This window comes from Rhodoferax sp. MLSD5-FHT05B10 (genome assembly GCF_058793415.1).
In genome coordinates, this window is record NZ_JBXAFT010000010.1 from 22,794 (window position 1) to 46,442 (window position 23,649).

Consider the following 23,649-nt stretch of genomic DNA (forward strand, 5'->3'; position numbering starts at 1 on the left):
GAAAAACAATGCAATTCAATCGTAATTTTCTGCGTCGCGTCAGCTGTGCTGCAGTGTCTTTTGTCGTCATGCACAGTGCGTGGGCTTTGGAGCCATTCGCAGTGCGGGACATTCGGGTTGAAGGATTGCAACGGGTTGAAGCGGGGACTGTCTTTGCCTCGCTGCCAGTTCGTGTAGGCGATACCTACAGCGATGAAAAGGCCGCGGCGTCCATCAAGGCGCTTTTCGGGTTGGGACTGTTCAAGGATGTTCGCATCGAGGCCAGCGATGGCGTGCTGGTGGTCATTGTCGAAGAACGCCCGTCCGTAGCCGACGTGGATTTCTCCGGGACCAAGGAATTCGACAAGGACACGCTGAAGAAGGCGTTGCGGGATATCGGGTTAATGGACGGGCGTCCCTTTGACAAGGCACTGGTTGATCGGGCCGAACAGGAACTCAAGCGGCAATACATCAACCGCAGCATGTATGCAACGGAAGTGGTGACCACCGTGACGCCGATTGAGCGCAACCGCGTGAATTTGAGTTTCGCGGTTGTTGAAGGGGAGGTCGCCAAGATCAAGGACATCCGTATCGTCGGGGCCAAGGTTTTTTCCGAATCCACCTTGCGGGGACTGTTTGATCTGGATACCGGCGGATGGCTGAGCTGGTACACCAAGTCGAATCGTTACTCCCGCGCCAAGTTGAATGCCGATATTGAAACCCTGCGTTCCTACTATTTGACGCGGGGTTACCTGGAGTTCAAGGTGGATTCCACGCAGGTGGCAATATCCCCTGACAAGCAGGATATCAGCATCACCGTCAACGTGAGCGAGGGCGAGCGGTTTGTGGTTTCCAAGATCAAGATGGAAGGCAACTTCCTCGGCAAGGACGAGGAATTCCGCTCGCTTATCGCCATTCGTGCTGGGGAGGCCTACAACGCAGACCAGGTCGCCCAGACCACCAAGGCATTCACCGATTACTTTGGCAATTTCGGATTTGCATTTGCCCGAGCCGAGGCACGCACGGACATTGATCGCGCAACCAACCGCGTGGAAATCACCTTGCAGGCAGATCCCTCCCGCCGGGCCTATGTGCGCCGGATCAATATTGCCGGCAATGACCGCACGCGTGACGAAGTGATCCGGCGTGAGTTCCGGCAGTTGGAAGCCGCCTGGTATGACGGAGAGAAGATCCGCCAGTCCCGCAACCGTGTGGACCGCCTGGGGTACTTCAAGGAAGTATCCCTGGAAACCCAGGAGGTGCCTGGGTCACCGGACCAGGTGGACCTGTTGCTCACTGTGGCAGAGAAACCCACGGGCAGCGTGAGTCTGGGGGCGGGTTTGTCCAGTGGCGAAGGACTTGGTTTCACATTTGGCTTCAAGCAGGACAATGCCTTTGGTTCTGGCAGCTCCCTGGGCGTGGAGTTGAATACCAGCAAGTACAACCGAACGGCGGTCTTCAGTACCACCAATCCCTATATCACTGAAGACGGCGTGTCCCGAACCATCGACATACACCAGAGAACGTCCAAACCCTATACAGATGTGGACAGTTACTCGATTGAGACGACTGGTGCAAGCCTGCGCTTTGGCGTTCCTTTCTCGGATTCCGATACGGTGTACCTCGGCGGTGGTTTCGATCGAACCACGATTGCGCCTGGTACCTACCTTCCCGCGGCGTACCAGAATTTTGCCAACGAATTTGGTTACACCACCTATGCCGTGCCCCTGACGATTGGGTGGGCGCGGGATACGCGTGACAGCGCCATGGTGCCCAGTGTCGGCAAGGTCATCCGGACAACGGGTGAGTGGAGTGTCGGTGGGGATATGCGCTATGTGCGCGGCACGGTCCAGTACCAGCAATTCTTCCCGGTTTCCCGGAAGGTGACAGCAGCACTGAATACCGAACTGTCCCTGGGGCAGGGCACTTCCGGGCTGTCGTATCCTGTTTTCAAGAACTATTATTCGGGCGGCCTGGGGTCGGTGCGGGGCTTTGAGCAAGGGAGTCTGACGACGGGTTCGCAACGCCTGCCCGGGTCGGACGGCATTGCAATCGGTGGCGCCAAGAAATTCACCATCAATGCGGAATTGCTGTCGCCCCTGCCAGGTGGCGGCAATGACCGGACCCTGCGCATGTTCGGGTTTTTTGATGCGGGCGGCATCTATGATGCCAACGAGTCCATTATGCTGGGTGACATGCGGACGTCGATCGGGGTGGGGATCAGCTGGATTTCCCCGGTGGGGCCCCTGCGCCTGGCTTTTGCGCGCCCCATCAACAAGTTTGAAAACGATAAACTTCAATACATGCAATTTCAGATCGGAACTACTTTCTAATGAAAACACTCAAGACAAGCTGGGTTGCAGCCCTGTTGCTGGCTGCAGTCGCCTCTGGCGCGATGGCCCAGGACTCCAAGATTGCCTATATCAGCAACCAGCGCATCATCACGGAATCTGGCCCGGCGAAGTTGGCCCAGACCAAGCTGGAGCAGGAGTTCTCCCGGCGCCAGAAGGAACTCTCCGACCAGCAGCTTTCCCTGAAGGCATTCAGCGAGAAATTTGAACGGGATGCCCCCACGCTGACCGATAGCCAGCGCGCGAGCCGCCAGAAGGAGTTCGCAGAGCAGAGCCGGGATTTCCAGCGCAAGCAACGCGAGTTCCAGGAAGACCTGAATGGCCGCCGCAACGAAGAGTTGCAACAGGTGCTGGAAAAGGCCAACAAGGCCATGAAGCAGGTGGCCGAAGCGGAGAAGTACGACATGGTGCTGTCCGAGGGCGTGGTGTACAGCAACAACAAGCACGACATCACCGACAAGGTTCTCAAGATCCTCAACGCCGGTAGCAAGTAAGCGGTGGGTTCGGGGCGCGGCGGTATGGAGCTGGATCTGGCTTCTGTGGTGGAAGCCTTGGGTGGCAAGCTCCACGGTGATGCGTCCCTGCGGGTGTCCGGGCTGGCGTCGCTGGAAACGGCCACTGCGAGTGACCTAAGCTTCCTGAGCAACCCCCGCTACCAACAACAGCTGCTGACTTCGCGTGCAGCGTGCGTCATTGTCGGTCCGCAGATGGAAGCCGCTGCGGTGACCCGCGGTGCCTGCATCGTGACCGATCAGCCCTATCTGTATTTTGCCCGGCTGACCCAGCTGTGGAAGCGGGGGCGCAGTGCCGCCGCAGTGCCCCAGGTACATCCCAGTGCGGTCGTTGATTCCACTGCAGTGGTTCACCCGTCTGCATCCATAGGCCCGTTGTGCGTGGTCGAGCGCGGTGCGCGCATTGGTGCTGCCACGGTCTTGAAATCCCGGGTGACGGTGGGTGAGGATTGCGTGGTGGGCGAGCGTTGCATCCTGCATCCCGGGGTCGTGATCGGTGCGGATGGCTTTGGTTTTGCGCCCAACGACGATGCCTGGGAAAAAATCGAGCAACTCGGTGCCGTGCAAATCGGTAACGATGTGGAGATTGGCGCCAACACCTGCATTGACCGGGGTGCCCTGCAGGACACCGTGATTGAAGACGGCGTCAAGCTCGATAATCTGATCCAGATCGGGCACAACGTGCACGTGGGGCGCAATACGGCCATGGCCGGATGTGTGGGCGTGGCGGGCAGTGCCACCATCGGCCCCAACTGCACGATTGGCGGTGGCGCCATTGTGCTGGGACATCTCACCATCGGAGCCCATGTGAATATTTCTGCTGCGACGGTCGTCAGCAAATCGATACTGAAGCCTGGTCATTACACCGGCATGTTCCCGATTGACGAGAATGCGTCGTGGGAACGCAACGCCGCAACGCTGAAGCAACTGCACAGCCTGCGCGACCGAATCAAAACTATTGAAAAAGAACTCAAACCATGATGGACATCCATAAAATTCTCAAGCAGTTGCCGCACCGTTACCCCTTTCTCCTTGTGGACCGCGTGCTGGAACTGGACAAGGGCAAGACGATCAAGGCGCTGAAGAACGTCACCATCAATGAGCCCTTTTTTGAAGGCCATTTTCCCCACCGACCAGTGATGCCGGGCGTGCTGATGCTGGAGGCCCTGGCCCAGGCCGCGGCCCTGCTGGCCTTTGATGCGCTGGACAGCGCACCCAACGACCAGATGGTGTACTACTTTGCCGGCATCGATGGTGCCCGCTTCAAGCGCCCGGTGGAGCCAGGTGATCAGCTGATTCTTGAAGTGGAGCTGCTGCGCATGAAGGCCGGAATTTTCAAGTTCAAGGGCAAGGCATCGGTTGCCGGCGAGACCGCCGTCGAGGCCGAACTGACCTGCGCCATGCGTGCCATTCCGCAGGATGCCTGACGTGTCGTTGATCCACGCCACCGCCATTGTTGACCCCGCTGCCGAGCTGGACAGTTCGGTGACTGTTGGCCCGTATACGGTCATCGGGCCCCACGTCAAGGTCGGTGCCGGCACCACGATCGGCCCGCACTGCGTCATCGAAGGCCATACCACCATTGGCCAGCACAACCGCATTTTCCAATTCAACTCCCTGGGCGCCATTCCGCAAGACAAAAAGTATGCCGGCGAGCCCTGCGAGTTGCACATCGGCGACCGCAACACCATCCGTGAGTTCTGCACCTTCAACATCGGATCTCCCGGTGATGCCGGCGTGACCAAGGTCGGCAACGACAACTGGATCATGGCCTACGTGCACCTGGCGCACGACTGCCAGGTGGGTAACCACACCATCTTTGCCAACAATTCCCAGCTGGCCGGCCACGTGCATGTGGACGATTGGGTCATCCTCGGGGGCTTCACTGTGGTGCACCAGTTTGTGCGCCTGGGGGCTCACAGCATGACGGCCATGTGCTCGTTGCTGTTTGCGGATCTGCCGCCGTTTGTCATGTGCCAGGGCCAGCCGGCAGCTGCCCGTTCCATGAACTTCGAAGGCTTGCGCCGCCGTGGCTGGAGTCCGGAGCGCATCAGCGGTGTCAAAGCCATGCACAAGGCGCTGTACCGCGATGACCTCACGCTGGAACAGGCGCGCGCGCGTATCGCCGAGCTCGGTCGCAGTCAGCCCGAGACGGCAGTGGATGTGGCCATGATGCAGTCGTTCCTGGACCACACCTCCACACAGCGCGGCATCGTCCGCTGACACCGGGCCATGCCAGCTGCGCTGCCCGACCCCGTGGCCCCAGCGCCGCACGCTGACCCGTTCGTAGCGCTGGTCGCCGGGGAGGCGTCCGGCGACCTGCTGGCCGGCCTGTTGCTGGAGGGGCTGCGCAGACGCTGGCCTGCGCTGGCGTCGGCCGGCATTGGCGGCCCGCAGATGCAGCGTCACGGGTTCATCGCCTGGTGGCCGCACCACAAGCTGTCCGTGCATGGTTACGGCTGGGAAGTGTTGCGCCGGTACCGGGAAATCGTGGGCATCCGTCGCCAGCTGCAAGAGCGCTTGCTGGCCCAGCGCCCGGACATATTCATCGGCGTGGATGCGCCCGATTTCAACCTGGACCTGGAGCGCAATTTGCGGGAGCAGGGCGTCAAGACCGTGCATTTTGTCTGCCCGTCCATCTGGGCGTGGCGGGCCGAGCGGGTGGAAAAAATCCGCCGCAGCGCCGACCACGTCCTGTGCGTATTTCCATTCGAGCCCGCATTGCTGGAGCGCCACGGCATTGCTGCCACCTATGTCGGCCACCCGCTGGCGAACGTGATTCCCCTGGAGCCCGACAAGGCTGCGGCCCGTGCGGCGCTGGGTTTGCAGGCGCACGACGAGGTACTTGCGCTGCTGCCGGGTAGCCGCGCCTCCGAGGTGAAACATCTGACCGGGCCTTTTTTTGCCGCCGCTCGGCAGATTCTCCAGGTTCGGCCGGACATCAAGTTGGTGCTGCCGGCCGTGCCGGCCCTGCGGGCAACCATTGAACAGGCTGCCGCGCAGGCGGGCTTGCTGGAGCAGGTGCAGATCGTCAACGGCCAATCGCACACGGTGCTGGCTGCCTGCGACGTGACGCTGATTGCCAGTGGCACCGCCACGCTGGAGGCTGCGCTGTTCAAGCGCCCCATGGTCATTGCCTACCGCATGGGCTGGCTGTCGTGGCAGATCATGCGGCGCAAGCAGCTGCAGCCTTGGGTGGGTCTGCCCAATATCCTGTGCGAGGAGTTCATCGTGCCCGAGCTGCTGCAGGAGCGTGCCACGCCCGCGGCGCTGGCGGACGCCGTGCTGCAGTGGTTTGACGACCTGGACCACCAACCTGCGGAAATGGCGGCTCTGCAACAACGGTTTTTGGCGCTGCACCACAGCCTGCGGCGTGACACTTCTTCTCTGGCTACCGATGCGATCGAAAAAATTCTTGCACGCTGAACAGGCAGCGCTCTCGTGGGACACGCCAGGTCTGATTGCGGGTGTGGATGAGGCCGGGCGCGGGCCGCTGGCCGGACCCGTGGTGGCCGCCGCCGTGATTCTGGATGCGCGCAATCCGATTGAAGGGCTGGCCGACTCCAAGGTGCTCACCGCGCGCCGGCGTGAGCAACTGTTTGACGAGATACGCGCCAAGGCCTTGTGCTGCTCCATTGCCCAGGCCAGCGTGGAAGAGATCGACCAGATCAACATCCTGCAAGCCACCCTGCTGGCCATGCGCCGTGCCGTGGAGGGCTTGCGGCTCAAGCCGACCAAGGTGCTGGTGGACGGCAACCGCCTGCCCGTGCTGGATGTGTTGGCCGAAGCCATCGTCAAAGGGGACAGCAAGGTGCCGGCCATCTCTGCCGCGTCCATTCTGGCCAAGGTCACCCGCGACCGCTGGTGCGCCGAGCTGGATGCGCAATACCCGCAGTACGGATTTGCCGGCCACAAGGGTTACGGCACGGCGGAGCACCTGGCCGCCCTGCAGCAGCACGGTGCCTGCCCGCAGCACCGCAAGACGTTCAGCCCCGTGACCAAGGTGCTCACATGAGCCAGCCGGTGCCCATCACCTCGCGCGACAACCCGCTGCTCAAGGAGTTGCGCAAGGTTGCGCAGGACAATACCGCCTACCGCAAGGCCGGCCGCTTCTGGGTGGAGGGTGATCACCTGTGCAGCGCCGCCCTGGTACGCGGGCTGAAACCGGCCGTGGCCGTATTTTCAGAGCGTTTTTGGCCTCAAGCCCCCGCAGAATATGCGCAGGCAGCTATCAAAAGCATAGTGATTCCGGACGCCTTGTTCCGAGAACTCAGCGGCCTGGAGTCGCCTGTCCAGGTGGGTTTTGTGCTGGATGTGCCCACCGGCGTGGCGCTGCAGCCGCAGGCTTCTACGGTCATCCTGGACCGCGTACAGGACGCCGGCAACGTAGGCTCCATCCTGCGCAGCGCCGGAGCTTTCGGCTTCAGGCAGGTGCTGGCACTTAAAGGCACGGCGGCGCTGTGGAGCCCCAAGGTGCTGCGGGCCGGCATGGGTGCGCACTTCGGCCTGTCGCTGCTGGAGGGGGTGTCGCTGGACGACCTGCAGGCCTTGCAGGTGCCCATCGTCGTCACCAGCTCGCACCAGGGAGACCTGATCCAGCGCCTCACGCTGCCACAGCCGTGTGCCTGGGCCATGGGCCATGAGGGGCAGGGCGTGTGCGCGGAGCTGATGGCGCGTGCCAGCGTGCATGTGCGCATCGGGCAACCGGGCGGAGAAGAATCCCTCAATGTGGCGGCGGCGGCGGCCATCTGCCTGCATGCCAGCAGCCTGGCAGCCTGAACATGCCCGTGCTCCACAATCCCTTCACCTTGCGCGTTTATTGGGAAGACACCGATGCCGGTGGCGTGGTGTTCTATGCCAACTACCTCAAGTTTTTCGAGCGCGCCCGCACCGAGTGGCTGCGTTCCCGTGGCGTGGAGCAGGCCGCCCTGCAGGCGCAAACCGGTGCCATTTTCGTGGTGGCTGATGTCCAGGTGCGTTACCGGGCCTCTGCCAGGCTGGATGACTTGGTGGTGGTGACCGTGCGGGTGGTCGAGAAGGGCCAGGCCTCGCTGTTGCTGGAGCAACAGGCCTGGCGGGGCGACACTTTGTTGGCCGACGGCCGTGTGCGCGTGGGCTGTGTGGACGCAGCAAGCCTGCGCCCGCGGCGCATGCCCCGGCAGGTGCTGGAGGTTCTGGGCTAGAAATAGCCCGTGGTTCTGCCAGAGCGCAAGCCCTCCGCTATAATGGGAGGCTACTCAGAAAACAGCCGTCCCAAGCGCATTTCTAGCACCTTTCCCTACCAACAACAGCAGCCAGGACTCGTTCTTGAGCGCGCTTGGGCGTACCCGTAACCCACTCGGAGAACCCAGTGCTCTTGTCTCTTCAGGGAACCACCCCCCCCGCCATCCTGGCGCTCGCAGACGGCACGGTCTATATTGGCAATTCCATTGGAGCCCCCGGTTCCACGGTCGGCGAGGTCGTGTTCAACACGTCCATGACCGGCTACCAGGAGATCCTGACTGATCCCAGCTATTGCCAACAGATCGTCACCCTCACGTACCCCCACATCGGCAACTACGGCACCAACCCCGAGGACATCGAGTCCGACAAGGTGCATGCCGCGGGCCTGATCATCCGTGATCTGCCCATGGTGGCCTCGAATTTTCGCAGCACGGCCTCCTTGAGTGAGTACCTTGTGCGCGCCGGTACCGTGGCCATAGCCAACATTGACACCCGCCAGCTGACCCGCCAATTGCGGACCCAGGGCGCGCAGAACGGTTGCATCCTGGCGCTGGCCGCCGGCGAGGCGGTGACCTCCGCAACTGTGGAGAAGGCCGTTGCGTTGGCCAAGGCGGTTCCGTCCATGTCCGGGCTGGACCTGGCCAAGGTGGTTTCCAGCACCCGCAGCTACGGCTGGACCGAGAGCGAATGGACGCTGGGTGCGGGTTACGGCCAGCAGACCGCGCCGCGCTTCCATGTGGTGGCCTATGACTTTGGCGTCAAGAAGAACATCCTGCGCATGCTGGCCCAGCGCGGCTGCAAGGTCACCGTGGTGCCGGCGCAGACGCCAGCGGCCGAGGTGCTCAAGCACCAGCCGGATGGCATTTTCCTCTCCAACGGCCCGGGTGACCCGGAACCTTGCGATTACGCCATCACGGCCGCCAAGACCCTGATCGAATCGGGCATCCCGACCTTCGGCATCTGCCTGGGGCACCAGATCATGGCACTGGCCTCTGGCGCCAAGACCTTCAAGATGAAGTTCGGCCACCACGGTGCCAACCACCCGGTGAAAGACCTGGACAGTGGCCGCGTCAGCATCACCAGCCAGAACCATGGTTTTGCGGTGGACGAGAAGACCTTGCCCGCCAACCTGCGTCCCACCCACATCAGCCTGTTTGACAACACGCTGCAGGGGCTGGAGCGCACCGACAAGCCGGCGTTCTGCTTCCAGGGTCACCCCGAAGCATCTCCCGGCCCGCACGACATTGGTTACCTGTTCGAGCGCTTCATTGCGTTGATGGAAAAACACAGCACGGCAGTGGAGAAGAAGAATGCCTAAGCGCACCGACATAAACAGCATCCTCATCATTGGCGCTGGCCCCATCATCATTGGCCAGGCCTGTGAGTTCGACTATTCCGGCGTGCAGGCCTGCAAGGCCCTGCGTGAAGAGGGTTACAAGGTCATTCTGATCAACAGCAACCCCGCCACGATCATGACCGACCCGGCCACGGCCGACGTCACCTACATCGAGCCCATCACCTGGCAGACGGTCGAGAAGATCATCGCCAAGGAGCGCCCCGATGCCATTCTGCCCACCATGGGCGGCCAGACTGCGCTGAACTGCGCCCTGGACCTGTGGCACAACGGCGTGCTGGAGAAGTACAAGGTCGAACTGATCGGTGCCACGCCCGAAGCCATCGACAAGGCCGAAGACCGCCTGAAGTTCAAGGACGCCATGACCAAGATCGGTCTGGGCTCGGCGCGCTCGGGCATTGCCCACAGCATGGACGAGGCCTGGGGCGTGCAGAAGCAGGTTGGCTTTCCGACCGTGATCCGTCCCAGCTTCACGCTCGGCGGCACCGGCGGCGGCATTGCCTACAACGCCGAAGAGTTCGAGATCATCTGCAAGCGGGGCCTGGAAGCGTCCCCCACCAACGAGCTGCTGATCGAGGAATCGCTGCTGGGCTGGAAAGAGTACGAGATGGAAGTGGTGCGCGACAAGGCGGACAACTGCATCATCGTCTGCTCCATCGAGAACCTGGACCCCATGGGCGTGCACACCGGCGACTCCATCACCGTGGCACCCGCGCAGACCCTGACCGACAAGGAATACCAGATCCTGCGCAACGCATCCCTGGCGGTGTTGCGCGAAATCGGTGTCGACACCGGTGGCTCCAACGTGCAGTTCTCCATCAATCCGGTCGATGGCCGCATGGTGGTGATCGAGATGAATCCGCGCGTGTCGCGTTCTTCCGCATTGGCCTCCAAGGCCACGGGTTTCCCCATTGCGAAAATCGCGGCCAAGCTGGCCGTGGGCTTCACGCTGGACGAACTGCGCAACGACATCACCGGCGGTGCAACCCCCGCGTCGTTCGAGCCCAGCATCGACTACGTAGTCACCAAGATTCCGCGTTTTGCCTTCGAAAAATTCCCCGCCGCCGACAGCCGCCTGACCACGCAGATGAAGAGTGTGGGCGAGGTCATGGCCATGGGCCGTACCTTCCAGGAATCCTTCCAGAAAGCCCTGCGCGGTCTGGAGGTGGGCGTGGACGGCATGAACGAGAAGACCCAGGACCGCGAAGTGCTGGAAAAAGAGCTGGGCGAGCCCGGCCCCGAGCGCATCTGGTACGTGGGCGACGCTTTTGCCCAGGGCATGAGCGTGGACGAGGTGTTTGCGCTGACCAAGATCGACCGCTGGTTCCTGGTGCAGATCGAGCAGATCGTCAAGATCGAGCTGGAAATCGAGCGTCTGCCCCAACCCGACAGCGGCTCGGCACTGGACCGCATCGACGCGACCACGCTGCGCCGTCTCAAGCAGAAGGGGTTCTCCGACCGCCGCTTGGCGCGCCAGTTCAAGACCACCGACAAGGCCGTGCGTGAGAAGCGCCGTGCCTTGGGCGTGCGCCCGGTGTACAAGCGGGTGGACACCTGTGCCGCCGAGTTTGGCACCAATACCGCCTACCTGTACTCCACGTACGAGTCCGAAGGCGCCGAGTGCGAGGCCGCACCCACCAACAACAAGAAGATCATGGTGCTCGGCGGTGGCCCCAACCGCATCGGCCAGGGTATCGAGTTCGATTACTGCTGCGTGCACGCCGCGCTGGCCATGCGCGAGGACGGCTACGAGACCATCATGGTCAACTGCAACCCCGAGACCGTGTCCACCGACTACGACACGTCCGACCGCCTGTACTTCGAGCCGCTGACGCTGGAAGACGTGCTGGAAATCGTGGACAAGGAAAAGCCCGCTGGCGTGATCGTGCAGTACGGCGGTCAGACGCCCCTGAAGCTGGCGCTGGACCTGGAAGCCAATGGCGTGCCCATCATCGGCACCACACCCGACATGATCGACGCCGCCGAAGACCGTGAGCGCTTCCAGAAGCTGCTGCACGAGTTGAAGCTGCGCCAGCCGCCTAACGCCACGGCCCGCACTGAGCCCGAAGCGCTGGAAAAGGCCGCTGCCCTGGGCTATCCGCTGGTGGTGCGCCCCAGCTACGTGCTGGGCGGACGCGCCATGGAAATCGTGCACGAGCAGCGCGACCTGGAGCGCTACATGCGCGAGGCCGTCAAAGTCAGCCACGATTCCCCGGTGTTGCTGGACCGCTTCCTCAACGACGCCATCGAGTGCGACGTCGACTGCATCCGTGATGGCCAGGGCGTCACCTTCATCGGCGGCGTGATGGAGCACATCGAGCAAGCCGGCGTGCACAGCGGCGACTCGGCCTGCTCCCTGCCACCCTACAGCCTGGGCGCGGAGACGGTGACCGAAATCAAGCGCCAGACCGCCGCCATGGCCCAGGCCCTGAACGTGGTGGGGCTGATGAACGTGCAGTTCGCCATCCAGAACATTGACGGCAAGGACGTGATCTACGTGCTGGAGGTCAACCCCCGCGCTTCGCGTACCGTCCCGTTTGTCAGCAAGGCCACCGGCATCCAGCTGGCCAAGGTGGCGGCGCGTTGCATGGCGGGCCAGACCCTGGCCAGCCAGGGCATCACCAAGGAAGTGACGCCCCCGTATTTCAGCGTCAAGGAAGCCGTGTTCCCCTTCGTCAAGTTCCCCGGTGTGGACACCATTCTCGGCCCCGAGATGAAGTCCACCGGCGAGGTGATGGGCGTGGGCACGACCTTTGGCGAAGCCTTCGTGAAGTCGCAACTGGGCGCCGGCGCCAAGCTGCCGCGCTCGGGCAAGGCCTTCATTTCGGTCAAGCAGAGCGATAAGCCGCGTGCCGTGGAAGTGGCGCGCAAGCTGGTTGAGCTGGGCTTCACCCTGGTGGCCACCAAGGGCACGGCGGCAGCCATCAATGCTGCCGGCGTGGCCTGCGGTGTGGTCAACAAGGTGGCGGAAGGTCGCCCCCACATTGTGGACATCATCAAGAACGAAGAGATCGCCATGGTGGTCAACACGGTGGAAGAACGCCGCAATGCGATTGCCGACTCACGCCAGATCCGTACCTCGGCCCTGCTGGCGCGGGTGACGACCTACACCACCATCGCGGGCGCGGAAGCCGCGGTGGAAGGCATGAAATACCTGGACCAGCTCGGCGTGGTTTCGGTGCAGGAAATGCATGCGCAGCTGATGGCCTGAGTGTTGGCATAATCCAGCCTAGCTTGCAAAGGACAGTGCGGCGTGCAAACGCTGCGCTGTCCTTGTTATTTTTGACGACAGCTTTTTAACCCCTGTTTCTTATGGCAACCATTCCAATTACCAAACGCGGCGCTGAAATCCTCAAGGCTGAGCTGCACAAGCTCAAGACCGTGGAACGTCCTTCGGTGATCAGCGCGATTTCGGAAGCCCGTGCCCAGGGCGACCTGAGCGAAAACGCCGAATACGAAGCGGCCAAAGACCGCCAGGGTTTCATTGAAGGCCGTATCCAGGAAGTGGAAGGCAAGCTGTCGGCGGCGCAGATCATCGACCCGTCCGAACTCGACGCCGGCGGCAAGGTGGTGTTTGGCGCCACCGTGGAGTTGGAAGAAGAGGAAACCGGGGAACGGGTGACGTACCAGATCGTGGGCGAAGACGAGGCCGACCTGAAGTTTGGCCGGGTCAACATCAGCTCTCCCATTGCCCGCGCCCTGATCGGCAAGGAAGCGGGCGATACCGCCGAGGTGCAGGCACCGGGCGGCATCAAGGCTTACGAAATCGTCGCGGTGCGCTACATCTGATGCGGATGCCGGCCTTGCATGCGCTGCCGCTGTGGGTGGCGGCGGCCTGGTGGGGCAGCCTTACCACGCTGGGGTTCTTCGTGGTCCCGATGCTGTTCGTGCACCTGCCCAGCCCGGCGCTGGCCGGCGCCATGGCGGGCAAGCTCTTTTCTGCCCAGACCGGCATCTCGGTGGTGTGTGGGTTGGCCCTGCTGTTGATTTTTCGCTCAAAACAGCCGATAGCGCCCGTGGATACTGCGCAGAGTGCTACTCTTTTTGTAGTGACCGGTGTTCTGCTGGCGCTGCTGGTGGAGTTCGGCGTGTCGCCCCACATTCTGGCGCGCGACAACCTGGCGCTGTGGCACCGGGTCGGAACGGCGATGTATGTGGGGCAGTGGCTGTGCGCTTGCGTTGTTTTTGGCAAGCTTGCCCGGCCCTCCTGGCGAAATCAGGTCTGACTGCGTTTCTTGACGCTGACTTGGGGCTTGGGTTTGGCGCGCTTCACATTGCCGCCGGCGGTCAGGCGCTGGTTGCCCAGCACGCGCAGGGTCTTGACTTCGGGGCGCTGACCGGCGCGCTTGCTGTATTTCAGCACCTTGAAGTCGCGGGGGCCGGCCATGCGGTCTTCATCGACGGCGCGTTCCTTCTCGACCTTGGGTCGCCACAGCACCAGCAGCTTGCCGATGTGCTGGATGGGGGCGGCGTTGAGCTCGTCGGCCAGGGTCTGGAACATGGCTTCGCGCGCGACGCGGTCGTCCGAGAAAACGCGGACCTTGATGAGGCCATGGGCGTTCAGGGCGGCGTTGATTTCTTTTTTGACGGCCTCGGTCAGGCCGTCTCCGCCAACCATCACGACGGGGTCGAGGTGGTGGGCTTCGGCCCGGTGTTCTTTACGCTGGGCGGGTGTCAATTGAATTAGAGGCATGGCGCTATTATCGGTCGATTGGACGGCCCGCGGTAGGGCCGCTTCCTCAGAAAGCCAGAATGAAAACTCCCAGCAAGGGCAAAAAGGTCAACAAGGCCTGGTTGCACGACCATATCAACGACCCCTACGTCAAGTTGGCGAACCGGGAGGGGTACCGCGCGCGCGCGGCCTACAAGCTCAAGGAAATTGACGAGGCGCTGGGGCTGATCAAGCCCGGCCAGCTGGTGGTGGACCTGGGCTGCACCCCGGGTGCCTGGAGCCAGTATGTGCGTCGGCGCCTGTCGCCCTCGGGGGCGGCGGTCGGTGAACTCGACGGCACCATCATCGGCCTGGACCTGCTGCCCATGGAGGCGATCGAGGGCGTGACCTTCATCCAGGGCGATTTCCGCGAGGCCGAGGTGCTGGAGCAGCTGACCCAGGCGCTGCAGGGGCGCCAGGCGGACGTGGTGGTGTCGGATATGGCGCCCAATCTGTCGGGCATCGCGTCGGCAGATGCCGCCCGCATTGAGTACCTGGTCGAACTGGCCATCGAATTCGCCCAAAACCACATGAAACCCAGCGGTGCACTGGTGGCCAAGGTATTCCATGGCGGCAGCTACAACGCGGTGGTGCAGCGTTTCAAGGACGCTTTTGAGGTGGTCAAACCGTTCAAGCCCAAGGCCTCGCGGGACCGTTCCTCTGAGACCTTCCTGGTGGGCCTGGGGCTCCGGCACGCGCAGGACCGGGGTTAGTCCTGCAGGTTGGGCGGCGGCTAATAGCGGGGCTAAATCCATCCTGTTCATGGGGCCGGAAACGCGAAAAAACCGCGCCAATTGCCTTGAAACGCCTAAAATGGGACCCAGATATGCACGGTATTTCTACTTGTGCCCCTATTGGAGCTTCGCTTGAATAATCAGTGGTTTTCGAAAATTGCGGTGTGGTTGGTGGTAGGGCTTGTGCTCTTCACCGTGTTCAAGCAATTTGACTCGCGCGGCGTGGCCGGTGCGAGCGTGCTCGGGTACTCCGATTTCCTGGAAGAAGTGCGCAACAAGCACATCAAGAGTGCCGTGATCCAGGAGAGCCAGGGCGGCTCCGAAATCCTGGCCATCACTACCGATGACCGCAAGGTCCGCACCACGGCCACCTACCTAGACCGCGGCCTGGTCGGCGACTTGATCGCCAACGGCGTCAAGTTCGACGTCAAACCCCGCGAAGAAAGCTCGCTCCTGATGACGCTGCTGGTCAGCTGGGGGCCCATGCTGCTGCTCGTCGGGGTGTGGATCTACTTCATGCGCCAGATGCAGGGCGGCGGTAAGGGCGGGGCGTTCAGCTTCGGCAAGAGCAAGGCCCGCCTGCTGGACGAAAACACCAACCAGGTGACCTTTGCCGATGTGGCGGGTTGCGACGAGGCCAAGGAAGAGGTCAAGGAAGTCGTGGACTTCCTCAAGGACCCGAGCAAGTTCCAGAAGCTGGGTGGCCGCATTCCCCGTGGCCTGCTGCTGGTGGGTCCTCCGGGAACCGGCAAGACCCTGTTGGCCAAGTCCATTGCCGGCGAAGCCAAGGTTCCGTTCTTCAGCATTTCGGGCTCCGACTTCGTGGAAATGTTCGTCGGCGTGGGCGCGTCCCGCGTGCGCGACATGTTCGACAACGCCAAGAAGAACGCCCCGTGCATCATCTTCATCGACGAAATTGATGCTGTGGGTCGCCAGCGTGGCGCCGGTCTGGGTGGCGGCAACGACGAGCGCGAACAAACCCTCAACCAGATGCTGGTCGAGATGGACGGCTTCGAGACCAATGTGGGTGTCATCGTGGTTGCGGCCACCAACCGTCCGGACATCCTGGATGCGGCTTTGCTGCGCCCGGGTCGTTTCGACCGCCAGGTGTACGTCACGCTGCCCGATATCCGGGGCCGCGAGCAGATTCTCAACGTGCACATGCGCAAGGTGCCTTTGGGGCAGGACGTGAGCGCTGGTGTCATCGCCCGCGGCACGCCGGGTATGTCGGGTGCCGATCTGGCCAACCTGTGCAACGAAGCGGCCCTGATGGCCGCACGCCGGGGCGCCCGGGTCGTGGAGATGCAGGATTTCGAGAAGGCCAAGGACAAGATCCTGATGGGCCCCGAGCGCAAGAGCATGGTCATGCCCGAGGAAGAGCGCCGCAACACGGCCTACCACGAGTCCGGCCACGCCCTGATCGGCAAGATCCTGCCCAAGTGCGATCCGGTGCACAAGGTCACCATCATTCCCCGCGGTCGTGCCCTGGGCGTGACCATGAGCCTGCCGGCGCAGGACCGCTACAGCTACGACAGCGAATACATGCTCAACCAGATCAGCATGCTGTTTGGTGGCCGCATCGCCGAAGAAGTGTTCATGAACCAGATGACCACCGGCGCCAGCAACGACTTCGAGCGTGCCACGCATATCGCCCGCGACATGGTGACGCGCTATGGCATGACCGATGCGCTGGGCCCCATGGTGTACGCCGAGAACGAGGGTGAAGTGTTCCTGGGCCGCTCGGTGACCAAGACCACCACCATGAGCGAGCAGACCATGCAGAAGGTGGATTCGGAGGTGCGTCGCATCATCGACCAGCAGTACTCTCTGGCGCGCAAGCTCATCGAGGACAACAAGGACAAGATGCACACCATGGCCAAGGCCCTGCTGGAGTGGGAAACCATCGACAGCGACCAGCTCGACGACATCATGGCGGGCAAGGAGCCGCGTCCTCCCAAGGACTGGACACCGCGCACGCCCAATTCGGGCGGCGGTGACAGTGGTGGCGCTCCGGCCGTGACGGCCGATCCCGCTCCCACCGTGGCCTGAGCGGTCATCCGACAACCAGACGGGGCCTTGTGCCCCGTTTTGCTTTTCCAAGGAACTCCATGCATTGGCAAACCAGCCGTTTTCTGATTGACCTGGCGCGCCCGCAGGTGATGGGCATCGTCAATGCCACCCCCGATTCCTTTTCTGATGGCGGCTTGCATGCCGCGCGCGGCGGGGCGCTGGCGCACTGCGAGCAGTTGCTGAAGGAGGGCGCCGATATCCTGGACATTGGCGGCGAGTCCACGCGCCCCGGCGCGCCGGCGGTGTTGCTGGAGGAGGAGTTGGCCCGGGTGCTGCCGGTCGTGCGCCACGCCGTGACCCTGGGCGTGCCGGTATCGGTGGACACCTACAAGCCGCAGGTGATGCAGGCGGTGCTGGACCTGGGGGCGGACATCATCAACGACATCTGGGCCCTGCGCTGGCAGGCACAGCCCGGCGGGCTGACGGGCCGCCAGGTGGTGGCCGCCCACGCACGGTGCGGCGTGTGCCTGATGCACATGCACCGCGAGCCGCAGACCATGCAGGTGGCGCCCATGGAGGGCGATGTGGTGCCCCAGGTGCTATTGTTTTTGCAGCAAGCTGCGCAGGAACTGCGGGCACTGGACGTCGATTCGGCACGTATTTGCATAGACCCGGGAATCGGGTTCGGCAAGACGGTGGAGCAGAATTTTGCCCTGCTGGCGCGCCAGGCCGAGCTGCTGCCGCTGGGTTATCCGCTGCTGGCGGGCTGGTCGCGCAAATCCTCGCTGGCGGGCATGGCCCGGCAGACGCCGGGCGCGCCGGCCACATTGGACGTGCGCGAGCGCCTGGTGCCTAGCGTGGCCGCTGCACTCCTGGCGGTGCACAATGGCGCCCACGTGGTGCGCGTGCACGACGTCAAGGAAACGGTGCAGGCGCTGCGGGTGCTGGAAACCATGCGGGAACAACAGATCAAGGTGAGGACATGACAAGAAAATATTTCGGGACCGACGGCATCCGTGGCACGGTTGGCCAGGCCCCCATTACCCCCGACTTCGTGCTGCGCCTGGCGCACGCCGTCGGCCGCGTGCTGAAGAAGACCGAACCGCGCCCCACCGTGCTGATCGGCAAGGACACCCGCATCTCCGGCTACATGCTGGAGAGCGCGCTGGAAAGCGGCTTCAACTCCGCCGGCGTGGACGTGGTGCTGCTGGGGCCGCTGCCCACCCCGGGCGTGGCCTACCTCACGCGCGCGCAGCGCGCCTCGCTGGGCGTGGTCATCAGCGCTAGCCACAACGCCTACCCCGACAACGGCATCAAGTTCTTCAGCGCCCAGGGCACCAAGCTGACCGACGCCTGGGAGCAGGCGGTGGAAGCCGCGCTGGACGAGCCGCCCGTGTGGGCCGACTCCGCTTCGCTGGGCAAGACCCGCCGCCTGGACGATGCCGCGGGCCGTTACATCGAATTCTGCAAAAGCACGTTTGCCAACGACCTCACGCTCAAGGGCATGAAGATCGTGGTGGACGCGGCCCATGGCGCGGCGTACCACATCGCCCCCAAGGTGTTCCACGAACTTGGCGCCGAGGTCATTGCCATTGGCTGCGCGCCGGACGGCTTGAACATCAACCACGAGGTGGGTGCCACCCACACCGACGCGCTGGTGGCTGCGGTCAAGGCGAACCATGCCGACTACGGCGTGGCACTCGACGGCGATGCCGACCGCCTGATGATGGTCGACGCTTCGGGCCGGCTGTTCAACGGCGACGAGCTGCTGTACCTGATGGCAGACGAGCGCATTGGGCGCGACGAGAACGTGCCCGGCGTGGTCGGCACACTCATGACCAACATGGCCGTGGAAGTGGCGTTCAAGAAACGCGGCGTGCAGTTTGTGCGCGCCAAGGTGGGCGACCGTTATGTGCTGGAAGAGCTGCACAAGCACAAGTGGCTGCTCGGCGGCGAAGGCTCGGGCCACCTGCTGGCGCTGGACAAGCAGACCACTGGCGACGGCCTGGTTTCGGCGTTGCAGGTGCTGCAGACCTGCGTGCGCAGCGAGCGCAGCATGGCGCAGCTGCTGGCCGACGTGACGCTGTTCCCGCAGACCCTGATCAACGTGCGCCTGCAGCCCGGCCAGGACTGGAAGGCCAATACGCGACTGGCATCGGAGACCAAGGCGGTGGAAGTCGAACTGGGCGACCACGGCCGCGTGCTGATCCGCGCTAGCGGTACCGAACCGCTGGTGCGGGTGATGGTGGAGGCGCGTGATGCGACGCAGGCGCAGGCGTGTGCCGAACGGTTGGCGGCGACGCTTAGGGTTTGATGGCGACCGGTTGGTTTTGACGGCTGTCGGCCATAACCCGCCGCTCAAGAATTCCCATAAAGCAGGCATTCATCACCTATTTGAGGGATAGACGACTCGTGGCGCGACGGCTACGATGCTGCAGTATTTGTTGCTATTATTAAAAGAGCAAACTATTGATACGGGATAAGCGTCAACGCCAATTTTTACGTTCAAGATTGCCACGTTATACCTCAGCACTTCGCGGTCTACATTACGTTGGCCTCATGAAGAGGAACGCTATGGAAATTGATCTTTACCGCGATTGGGTGGCACACCTAAAGAACGAACTAGCCGCATTCGGATACGACACCTCGCAGATGCAATCTCCGGAAGCTGTGGTTCATACGTTTCTAAATCTCACTAAGCGCTTGGTAAGGCCGATTTCGAGAACGATCCTAAAGGCTCAAACATTTTCTTGTCCTACCGAGCTTACGGTGGGCCTAGCTGAGGTCGAGAGAAAGATAGCCGCCGGCGAAGACTTATCGCCTCACTTGAGTCGGCAGCTTCGGAGTCCATCGTTTAATGATGCACTTCTGAACGACTGGGGAATTCATCACGTTCATCTCGGAACGACTGTTGATTCAGATGGCTTCGTCGCCCGCACGGGACCAGTGCTCTTTGCCCGCTTCGACAATACAAATGCATACTTAATCGACGTACTTCCTCATGGCTCGTGGTCCTTACAGAGGTTAGTGAAGGATTTGCATGACAACTGGCCCGCTTCGATCAAGCACTTTCGAGTCAACGGTGTACTTGGTCTCGCCACCACTGTCTCAGATAAAGACGTTGCCACCCTTCGAAAGGGTAACGTGAATGCCATGGTGGGCTTAGGCGGAGGTGTCGTCTACGCGCCCATTGGCGGCGGCTATTCAGCTTCTGGGCTGAGTACCGAGGTAGTTATTCACTCGGATAGGTGCGCCATGCGTCTCCGTCAGATGCAACAAGCCGTCATTCAAAACATCGACGCTATTGCACAGGAAGCGAAGGCGCAAGGCGCTTCCTTTCCGGACTGTCCGCGCTTCGAACTCCAGATCGATAGTGGCGATCTGTACGCTGTTGAAGTGAACTGCATGGTGGTTGTTCCTCTCGGGGAGCTATAGCGATATGAGGCCCAACCCCGCGGTCAACCGGACCTTGCGCATAAAGCTGCGCAAGGCCGGTTACCTTGAACGTTCAACGTCCGCTTCGTCGGATGACGACTAGCTGCAGTGGGTCGAAAACAGAAGCCTGAAGAGCTGGCTTCTGCTGCTTGTCCGAATTTAAATCCGCCGTCCCTGCGCATCTACCACCGCTTCCCCATCCTCCTTGCTGAACGCCCCTTGCTGCGGCTGCGGCAGGATGTCCAGCACCAGTTCTGACGGCCGGCACAGGCGGGTGCCCAGCGGTGTCACCACCAGCGGGCGGTTGATCAGGACCGGGTGGGCCAGCATGGCATCCACCAGTTCCTCGTCGCTGCACGCCGGATCATGCAACCCAAGTTCGGCGCAGATGGCTTCCTTGCTGCGCAGGACTTCGCGCACGGAAAGGCCGCTGGCGGCAATCAGTGCCAGCAGTTGCTCGCGCGTCGGCGGCGTCTTCAGGTATTCGATGACGGTGGGCTCGACGCCGCTGTTGCGGATCATGGCCAGGGTGTTGCGCGAGGTGCCGCACTTGGGGTTGTGGTAGATCGTGATGGTGCTCATGGGGTGGTTCTCTTGTAGAGGGTCAGTGGCGTTCGTACCAGGCTTTGGAGTGGTTGACGAGGCGCACCACCAACAGCATGGCGGGCACTTCGATCAGCACGCCTACCACCGTGGCCAGCGCCGCGCCGGAGTGGAAGCCGAACAGGCTGATGGCCGCGGCCACCGCCAGTTCGAAGAAGTTGGAGGCTCCAATCAGCGCAGATGGACAGGCGATATTGTGCTTCTCACCGACCGCGCGGTTGAGCCAGTAGGCCAGTGCCGAGTTGAAAAAGACCTGGATCAGGATGGGCACGGCCAGCAGCGCTATCACCAGCGGCTGGCGCAGGATGGCCTCGCCCTGAAACGCGAACAGCAGCACCAGCGTGGCCAGCAGCGCCGCGACGGACCACGGTCCAATAGCCTGGATGGCTGCCTCCAGTGCCGCCGCTCCGCGGGCCAGCAGGGCCTTGCGCCACAACTGGGCCAGGATGACCGGAAGAATGATGTAGAGCACCACGGAGGCCAGCAGCGTGTCCCAGGGAACCGTGATGGCGGACAGACCCAGCAGAAACGCCACCAGTGGTGCGAAGGCCACGATCATGATGCCGTCGTTGAGCGCGACCTGCGACAGGGTGAACAGCGGGTCACCCCCGGTGAGACGGCTCCAGACGAAGACCATGGCGGTGCAGGGCGCCGCCGCCAGCAGGATCAGGCCGGCGATGTAGCTGTCGAGCTGGTCGGGCGGGAGCAGGGGGGCAAACACGTGGCGAATGAACAGCCAGCCCAGGAACGCCATGGAAAAGGGCTTGACCAGCCAGTTCACGACCAGCGTGACGCCAATGCCGCGCAGGTGCTGGCGCACTTCGTGCAGGGCGCTGAAGTCGACTTTCACCAGCATGGGAATGATCATCACCCAGATCAGCAGCCCGACCGGGAGGTTGACATGGGCCACTTCCATGTGGCCAATGGCCTGGAAAACGCCCGGAAACCATTGACCCAGCGCGACGCCGACCACGATGCACAGGAACACCCAGACGGTGAGGTAGCGTTCAAACGTGTTCATGGGTGCGAGGGCTCGGGGGCGATAGGGTTGCAGCCGGTGGGGCAGGCAGCACCACCACCGGCGAGAAGCCGCCGCCGGTGGTGCGGAAATTGGTGGTCTGGCCGGTGTAGGTGCGTGCGGCCAGCAGCTGCACATGGGCCCGGTAGGTGTAGGCGCGTACGTCCAGCTTCAGCCGGGTCGGCACACCGTTCACGTCCACCAGGCGCTCGCTGGGCGGCACCAGTGCCTGCGCCACAAAGTCGCCCGCCACGATCTCGTTCCAGACGCGCCGCGTCAGCTTGTCGCCGCGGTAGGCGGCCTTGGCCCCGTAGCCGGCCACGGGCTTGAAGAACAGGTGGCGCCGGTCGGCCCACAGGGCGTCGGCTACGTCGGGCGTGACCTGCACGGTGCGGGGCACCACGGCACGCAGCAACTGGCGGTCTTGCGGTGACACCCCCCATGCGGCCAGCAGGGCGTCGTTGCCCAGGGTGATCAGGTTGCGCTTGTCGGCATGCAGCGCATGGGCGTGGGGGTGCGGCGTCACGACAGTGGCGCCGGCAACATAGGCGTCGCGTAGCGCGGTGTGGGTTGGGGCGGACAGGTCAAAATCGGTCAACCGGTTGTAGACCAGATCCACCGGTAACCCCGGTGGCAGTGCCGGGTGCCACAGCGCGCCATCGCGCCACTGCAGCTCGCTGGCATCAGCCACCACGGCGGCAATGCCCTGGTGCTGAAACAGAAGCCGCGTCAGCGCAAACTCGGGGGCAAGGTACTGGTCCTGCGGTGCGTCGTCCACGATCAGCACGGAGCGCAAGGCCTGTGCGCCGCGCTGCGCTCGCCATTCGGACACAAACATGGCCATGAAAACCTGGTCCAGCTGCGCCAGATCGGTCGATGCGTCAAACAGCCCTTCCATGCTTTCGCAGCAGGCCCGGTGTGCCCGTGCCAGCGCGGCATTGAGCAGGGCGCCACCGGCGTTGGTGTTGATTTCGATCAGGCGGGGGCCGTCCGTTCCCAGGTGAAAGTCGTAGCCCATGAAGACGCCCGCGGGGCCAAAGGCATGCCGGGCGATGGGTGGCGCCTGCGCCAGGGTGTGCTGCTGGTACGCGGGCAGCGCAATGACCCGTTCGATGGCCGCGATGGCCTGTTCCAGCGTGGTGCGGACTGCAGGGTCCAGGAATACGGCGGAGTCCGAAAACAGGTTGGGGTGGGTCGTCGTCAGCTGGCTGCTCAGGCCTTCAAGGCTGGGGTCGGTTTCCAGTTGTTCGCGCAACCGGGCGGCGTCCAGGGTGCGGCACATGCAGCCCAGGTTCAGGGCGTCGGCCAGGCTCGCGGGGGATTCTGTTGAATGGGACATGGGCATCAGCACGCGGTGCAGGCGTCGGCGGCCGCGCAGGCCTCGCCCTGGCAACACTGCTCGGTCAGGTAGGCGAGCAGCGTGTTCATGTGCGAAAAGTCTGCGCGGTAAATCAGGTTGCGGCCGCGCGGTTCGCTGCTGACCAGGCCCGCGTGCGCCAGTTCCTTTAGATGAAACGACAGCGCGCTGGACGCGATGCCCAGGTGCTCGGCCATGGCGCCCGGGGTCAGTCCGTCGGCACCGGCCACCACCAGGGCCCGGAAGGCGCGCAGGCGCTGCGTTTGGGCCAGCGCAGCCAGCGCCTTGACGGCAAAGGCCTCGTCCTGCGGGGTTGCAGTCGGACGGGGTGGGGTCAGTGTTTTTTCCATATTTCAATTATA

At 62.8% G+C, this 23,649-nt stretch carries 23 protein-coding genes; 18 read left to right on the forward strand and 5 right to left on the reverse strand.

Annotation, left to right across the window (positions count from 1 at the left end; all coding sequences use genetic code 11):
- The first annotated feature begins 8 nt into the window (after positions 1-8).
- The 13 genes from bamA to AC1Q5W_RS14655 all read left to right on the forward strand — a co-directional run bounded on the left by bamA (position 9) and on the right by AC1Q5W_RS14655 (position 13,645).
- Positions 9-2,312: an outer membrane protein assembly factor BamA gene (gene bamA, locus AC1Q5W_RS14595; protein WP_492645622.1), complete on the forward strand. Its 2,304-nt coding sequence runs from the start codon at positions 9-11 to the stop codon at positions 2,310-2,312.
- Positions 2,312-2,824 carry an OmpH/Skp family outer membrane protein gene (locus AC1Q5W_RS14600; RefSeq protein ID WP_492645623.1) on the forward strand — a complete coding sequence of 171 codons (513 nt, stop codon included), beginning with the start codon at positions 2,312-2,314 and terminating at the stop codon, positions 2,822-2,824. The genes bamA and AC1Q5W_RS14600 overlap by 1 nt, the downstream gene beginning before the upstream one ends.
- A 24-nt stretch (positions 2,825-2,848) precedes the next feature.
- Positions 2,849-3,823, forward strand: coding sequence for a UDP-3-O-(3-hydroxymyristoyl)glucosamine N-acyltransferase (gene lpxD, locus AC1Q5W_RS14605; protein ID WP_492645624.1), 975 nt, complete (start codon positions 2,849-2,851; stop codon positions 3,821-3,823).
- Positions 3,820-4,269 (forward strand): 3-hydroxyacyl-ACP dehydratase FabZ, encoded by a 450-nt coding sequence (gene fabZ / locus AC1Q5W_RS14610; RefSeq protein WP_492645625.1) that lies wholly within the window; start codon positions 3,820-3,822, stop codon positions 4,267-4,269. The genes lpxD and fabZ overlap by 4 nt, the downstream gene beginning before the upstream one ends.
- Position 4,270: 1 nt before the next feature.
- Complete coding sequence (gene lpxA / locus AC1Q5W_RS14615) at positions 4,271-5,065, forward strand: acyl-ACP--UDP-N-acetylglucosamine O-acyltransferase (RefSeq protein WP_492645626.1); 795 nt, start codon at positions 4,271-4,273, stop codon at positions 5,063-5,065.
- 9 nt (positions 5,066-5,074) lie between these two features.
- Positions 5,075-6,268 carry a lipid-A-disaccharide synthase gene (gene lpxB, locus AC1Q5W_RS14620; RefSeq protein WP_492645627.1) on the forward strand — a complete coding sequence of 398 codons (1,194 nt, stop codon included), beginning with the start codon at positions 5,075-5,077 and terminating at the stop codon, positions 6,266-6,268.
- Positions 6,240-6,857: a ribonuclease HII gene (gene rnhB / locus AC1Q5W_RS14625; protein WP_492645628.1), complete on the forward strand. Its 618-nt coding sequence runs from the start codon at positions 6,240-6,242 to the stop codon at positions 6,855-6,857. Before lpxB ends, rnhB begins: the two co-directional genes overlap by 29 nt.
- On the forward strand, positions 6,854-7,621 hold the full coding sequence (locus AC1Q5W_RS14630; RefSeq protein WP_492645629.1) for a TrmH family RNA methyltransferase: 768 nt from the start codon (positions 6,854-6,856) through the stop codon (positions 7,619-7,621). Before rnhB ends, AC1Q5W_RS14630 begins: the two co-directional genes overlap by 4 nt.
- A gap of 2 nt (positions 7,622-7,623) precedes the next feature.
- Positions 7,624-8,025 (forward strand): tol-pal system-associated acyl-CoA thioesterase, encoded by a 402-nt coding sequence (ybgC, locus tag AC1Q5W_RS14635; protein WP_492645630.1) that lies wholly within the window; start codon positions 7,624-7,626, stop codon positions 8,023-8,025.
- Between the two features lie 167 nt (positions 8,026-8,192).
- Positions 8,193-9,383, forward strand: a complete 1,191-nt coding sequence (carA, locus tag AC1Q5W_RS14640) for a glutamine-hydrolyzing carbamoyl-phosphate synthase small subunit (protein WP_492645631.1) — start codon at positions 8,193-8,195, stop codon at positions 9,381-9,383.
- Positions 9,376-12,630, forward strand: a complete 3,255-nt coding sequence (gene carB, locus AC1Q5W_RS14645; protein WP_492645632.1) for a carbamoyl-phosphate synthase large subunit — start codon at positions 9,376-9,378, stop codon at positions 12,628-12,630. The genes carA and carB overlap by 8 nt, the downstream gene beginning before the upstream one ends.
- 101 nt (positions 12,631-12,731) lie before the next feature.
- Positions 12,732-13,208 (forward strand): transcription elongation factor GreA, encoded by a 477-nt coding sequence (greA, locus tag AC1Q5W_RS14650; protein WP_492645633.1) that lies wholly within the window; start codon positions 12,732-12,734, stop codon positions 13,206-13,208.
- Positions 13,209-13,213: 5 nt separating this feature from the next.
- Positions 13,214-13,645 carry a DUF4149 domain-containing protein gene (locus AC1Q5W_RS14655; protein WP_492704229.1) on the forward strand — a complete coding sequence of 144 codons (432 nt, stop codon included), beginning with the start codon at positions 13,214-13,216 and terminating at the stop codon, positions 13,643-13,645.
- Here the strand turns inward: AC1Q5W_RS14655 and AC1Q5W_RS14660 are convergent.
- Positions 13,636-14,112, reverse strand: coding sequence for a YhbY family RNA-binding protein (locus AC1Q5W_RS14660; RefSeq protein WP_492645635.1), 477 nt, complete (start codon positions 14,110-14,112; stop codon positions 13,636-13,638). The genes AC1Q5W_RS14655 and AC1Q5W_RS14660 overlap by 10 nt on opposite strands.
- Positions 14,113-14,171: 59 nt before the next feature.
- On the opposite strand from AC1Q5W_RS14660, the gene AC1Q5W_RS14665 reads away from it, so the two are divergent.
- The 5 genes from AC1Q5W_RS14665 to AC1Q5W_RS14685 all read left to right on the forward strand — a co-directional run bounded on the left by AC1Q5W_RS14665 (position 14,172) and on the right by AC1Q5W_RS14685 (position 20,309).
- Positions 14,172-14,843: an RlmE family RNA methyltransferase gene (locus AC1Q5W_RS14665; protein ID WP_492645636.1), complete on the forward strand. Its 672-nt coding sequence runs from the start codon at positions 14,172-14,174 to the stop codon at positions 14,841-14,843.
- Positions 14,844-14,996: 153 nt separating this feature from the next.
- Positions 14,997-16,913, forward strand: coding sequence for an ATP-dependent zinc metalloprotease FtsH (gene ftsH / locus AC1Q5W_RS14670; protein ID WP_492645637.1), 1,917 nt, complete (start codon positions 14,997-14,999; stop codon positions 16,911-16,913).
- Positions 16,914-16,972: 59 nt separating this feature from the next.
- Positions 16,973-17,860, forward strand: coding sequence for a dihydropteroate synthase (gene folP, locus AC1Q5W_RS14675; protein WP_492645638.1), 888 nt, complete (start codon positions 16,973-16,975; stop codon positions 17,858-17,860).
- Complete coding sequence (gene glmM, locus AC1Q5W_RS14680) at positions 17,857-19,188, forward strand: phosphoglucosamine mutase (protein WP_492645639.1); 1,332 nt, start codon at positions 17,857-17,859, stop codon at positions 19,186-19,188. Before folP ends, glmM begins: the two co-directional genes overlap by 4 nt.
- Positions 19,189-19,448: 260 nt before the next feature.
- Positions 19,449-20,309, forward strand: a complete 861-nt coding sequence (locus tag AC1Q5W_RS14685) for a hypothetical protein (protein ID WP_492645640.1) — start codon at positions 19,449-19,451, stop codon at positions 20,307-20,309.
- Positions 20,310-20,468: 159 nt separating this feature from the next.
- Here the strand turns inward: AC1Q5W_RS14685 and arsC are convergent, their stop codons facing one another.
- From arsC to AC1Q5W_RS14705, 4 genes are read right to left on the reverse strand one after another with little or no spacing between them, the layout of a single operon-like run.
- Positions 20,469-20,891 carry an arsenate reductase (glutaredoxin) gene (gene arsC, locus AC1Q5W_RS14690; protein WP_492645641.1) on the reverse strand — a complete coding sequence of 141 codons (423 nt, stop codon included), beginning with the start codon at positions 20,889-20,891 and terminating at the stop codon, positions 20,469-20,471.
- Positions 20,892-20,913: 22 nt separating this feature from the next.
- Positions 20,914-21,933 carry an ACR3 family arsenite efflux transporter gene (gene arsB, locus AC1Q5W_RS14695; protein WP_492645642.1) on the reverse strand — a complete coding sequence of 340 codons (1,020 nt, stop codon included), beginning with the start codon at positions 21,931-21,933 and terminating at the stop codon, positions 20,914-20,916.
- Positions 21,920-23,269: a hypothetical protein gene (locus AC1Q5W_RS14700; RefSeq protein ID WP_492645643.1), complete on the reverse strand. Its 1,350-nt coding sequence runs from the start codon at positions 23,267-23,269 to the stop codon at positions 21,920-21,922. Before AC1Q5W_RS14700 ends, arsB begins: the two co-directional genes overlap by 14 nt.
- 5 nt (positions 23,270-23,274) lie before the next feature.
- Positions 23,275-23,637 carry an ArsR/SmtB family transcription factor gene (locus tag AC1Q5W_RS14705; RefSeq protein WP_492645644.1) on the reverse strand — a complete coding sequence of 121 codons (363 nt, stop codon included), beginning with the start codon at positions 23,635-23,637 and terminating at the stop codon, positions 23,275-23,277.
- Between the last annotated feature and the right edge of the window lie 12 nt (positions 23,638-23,649).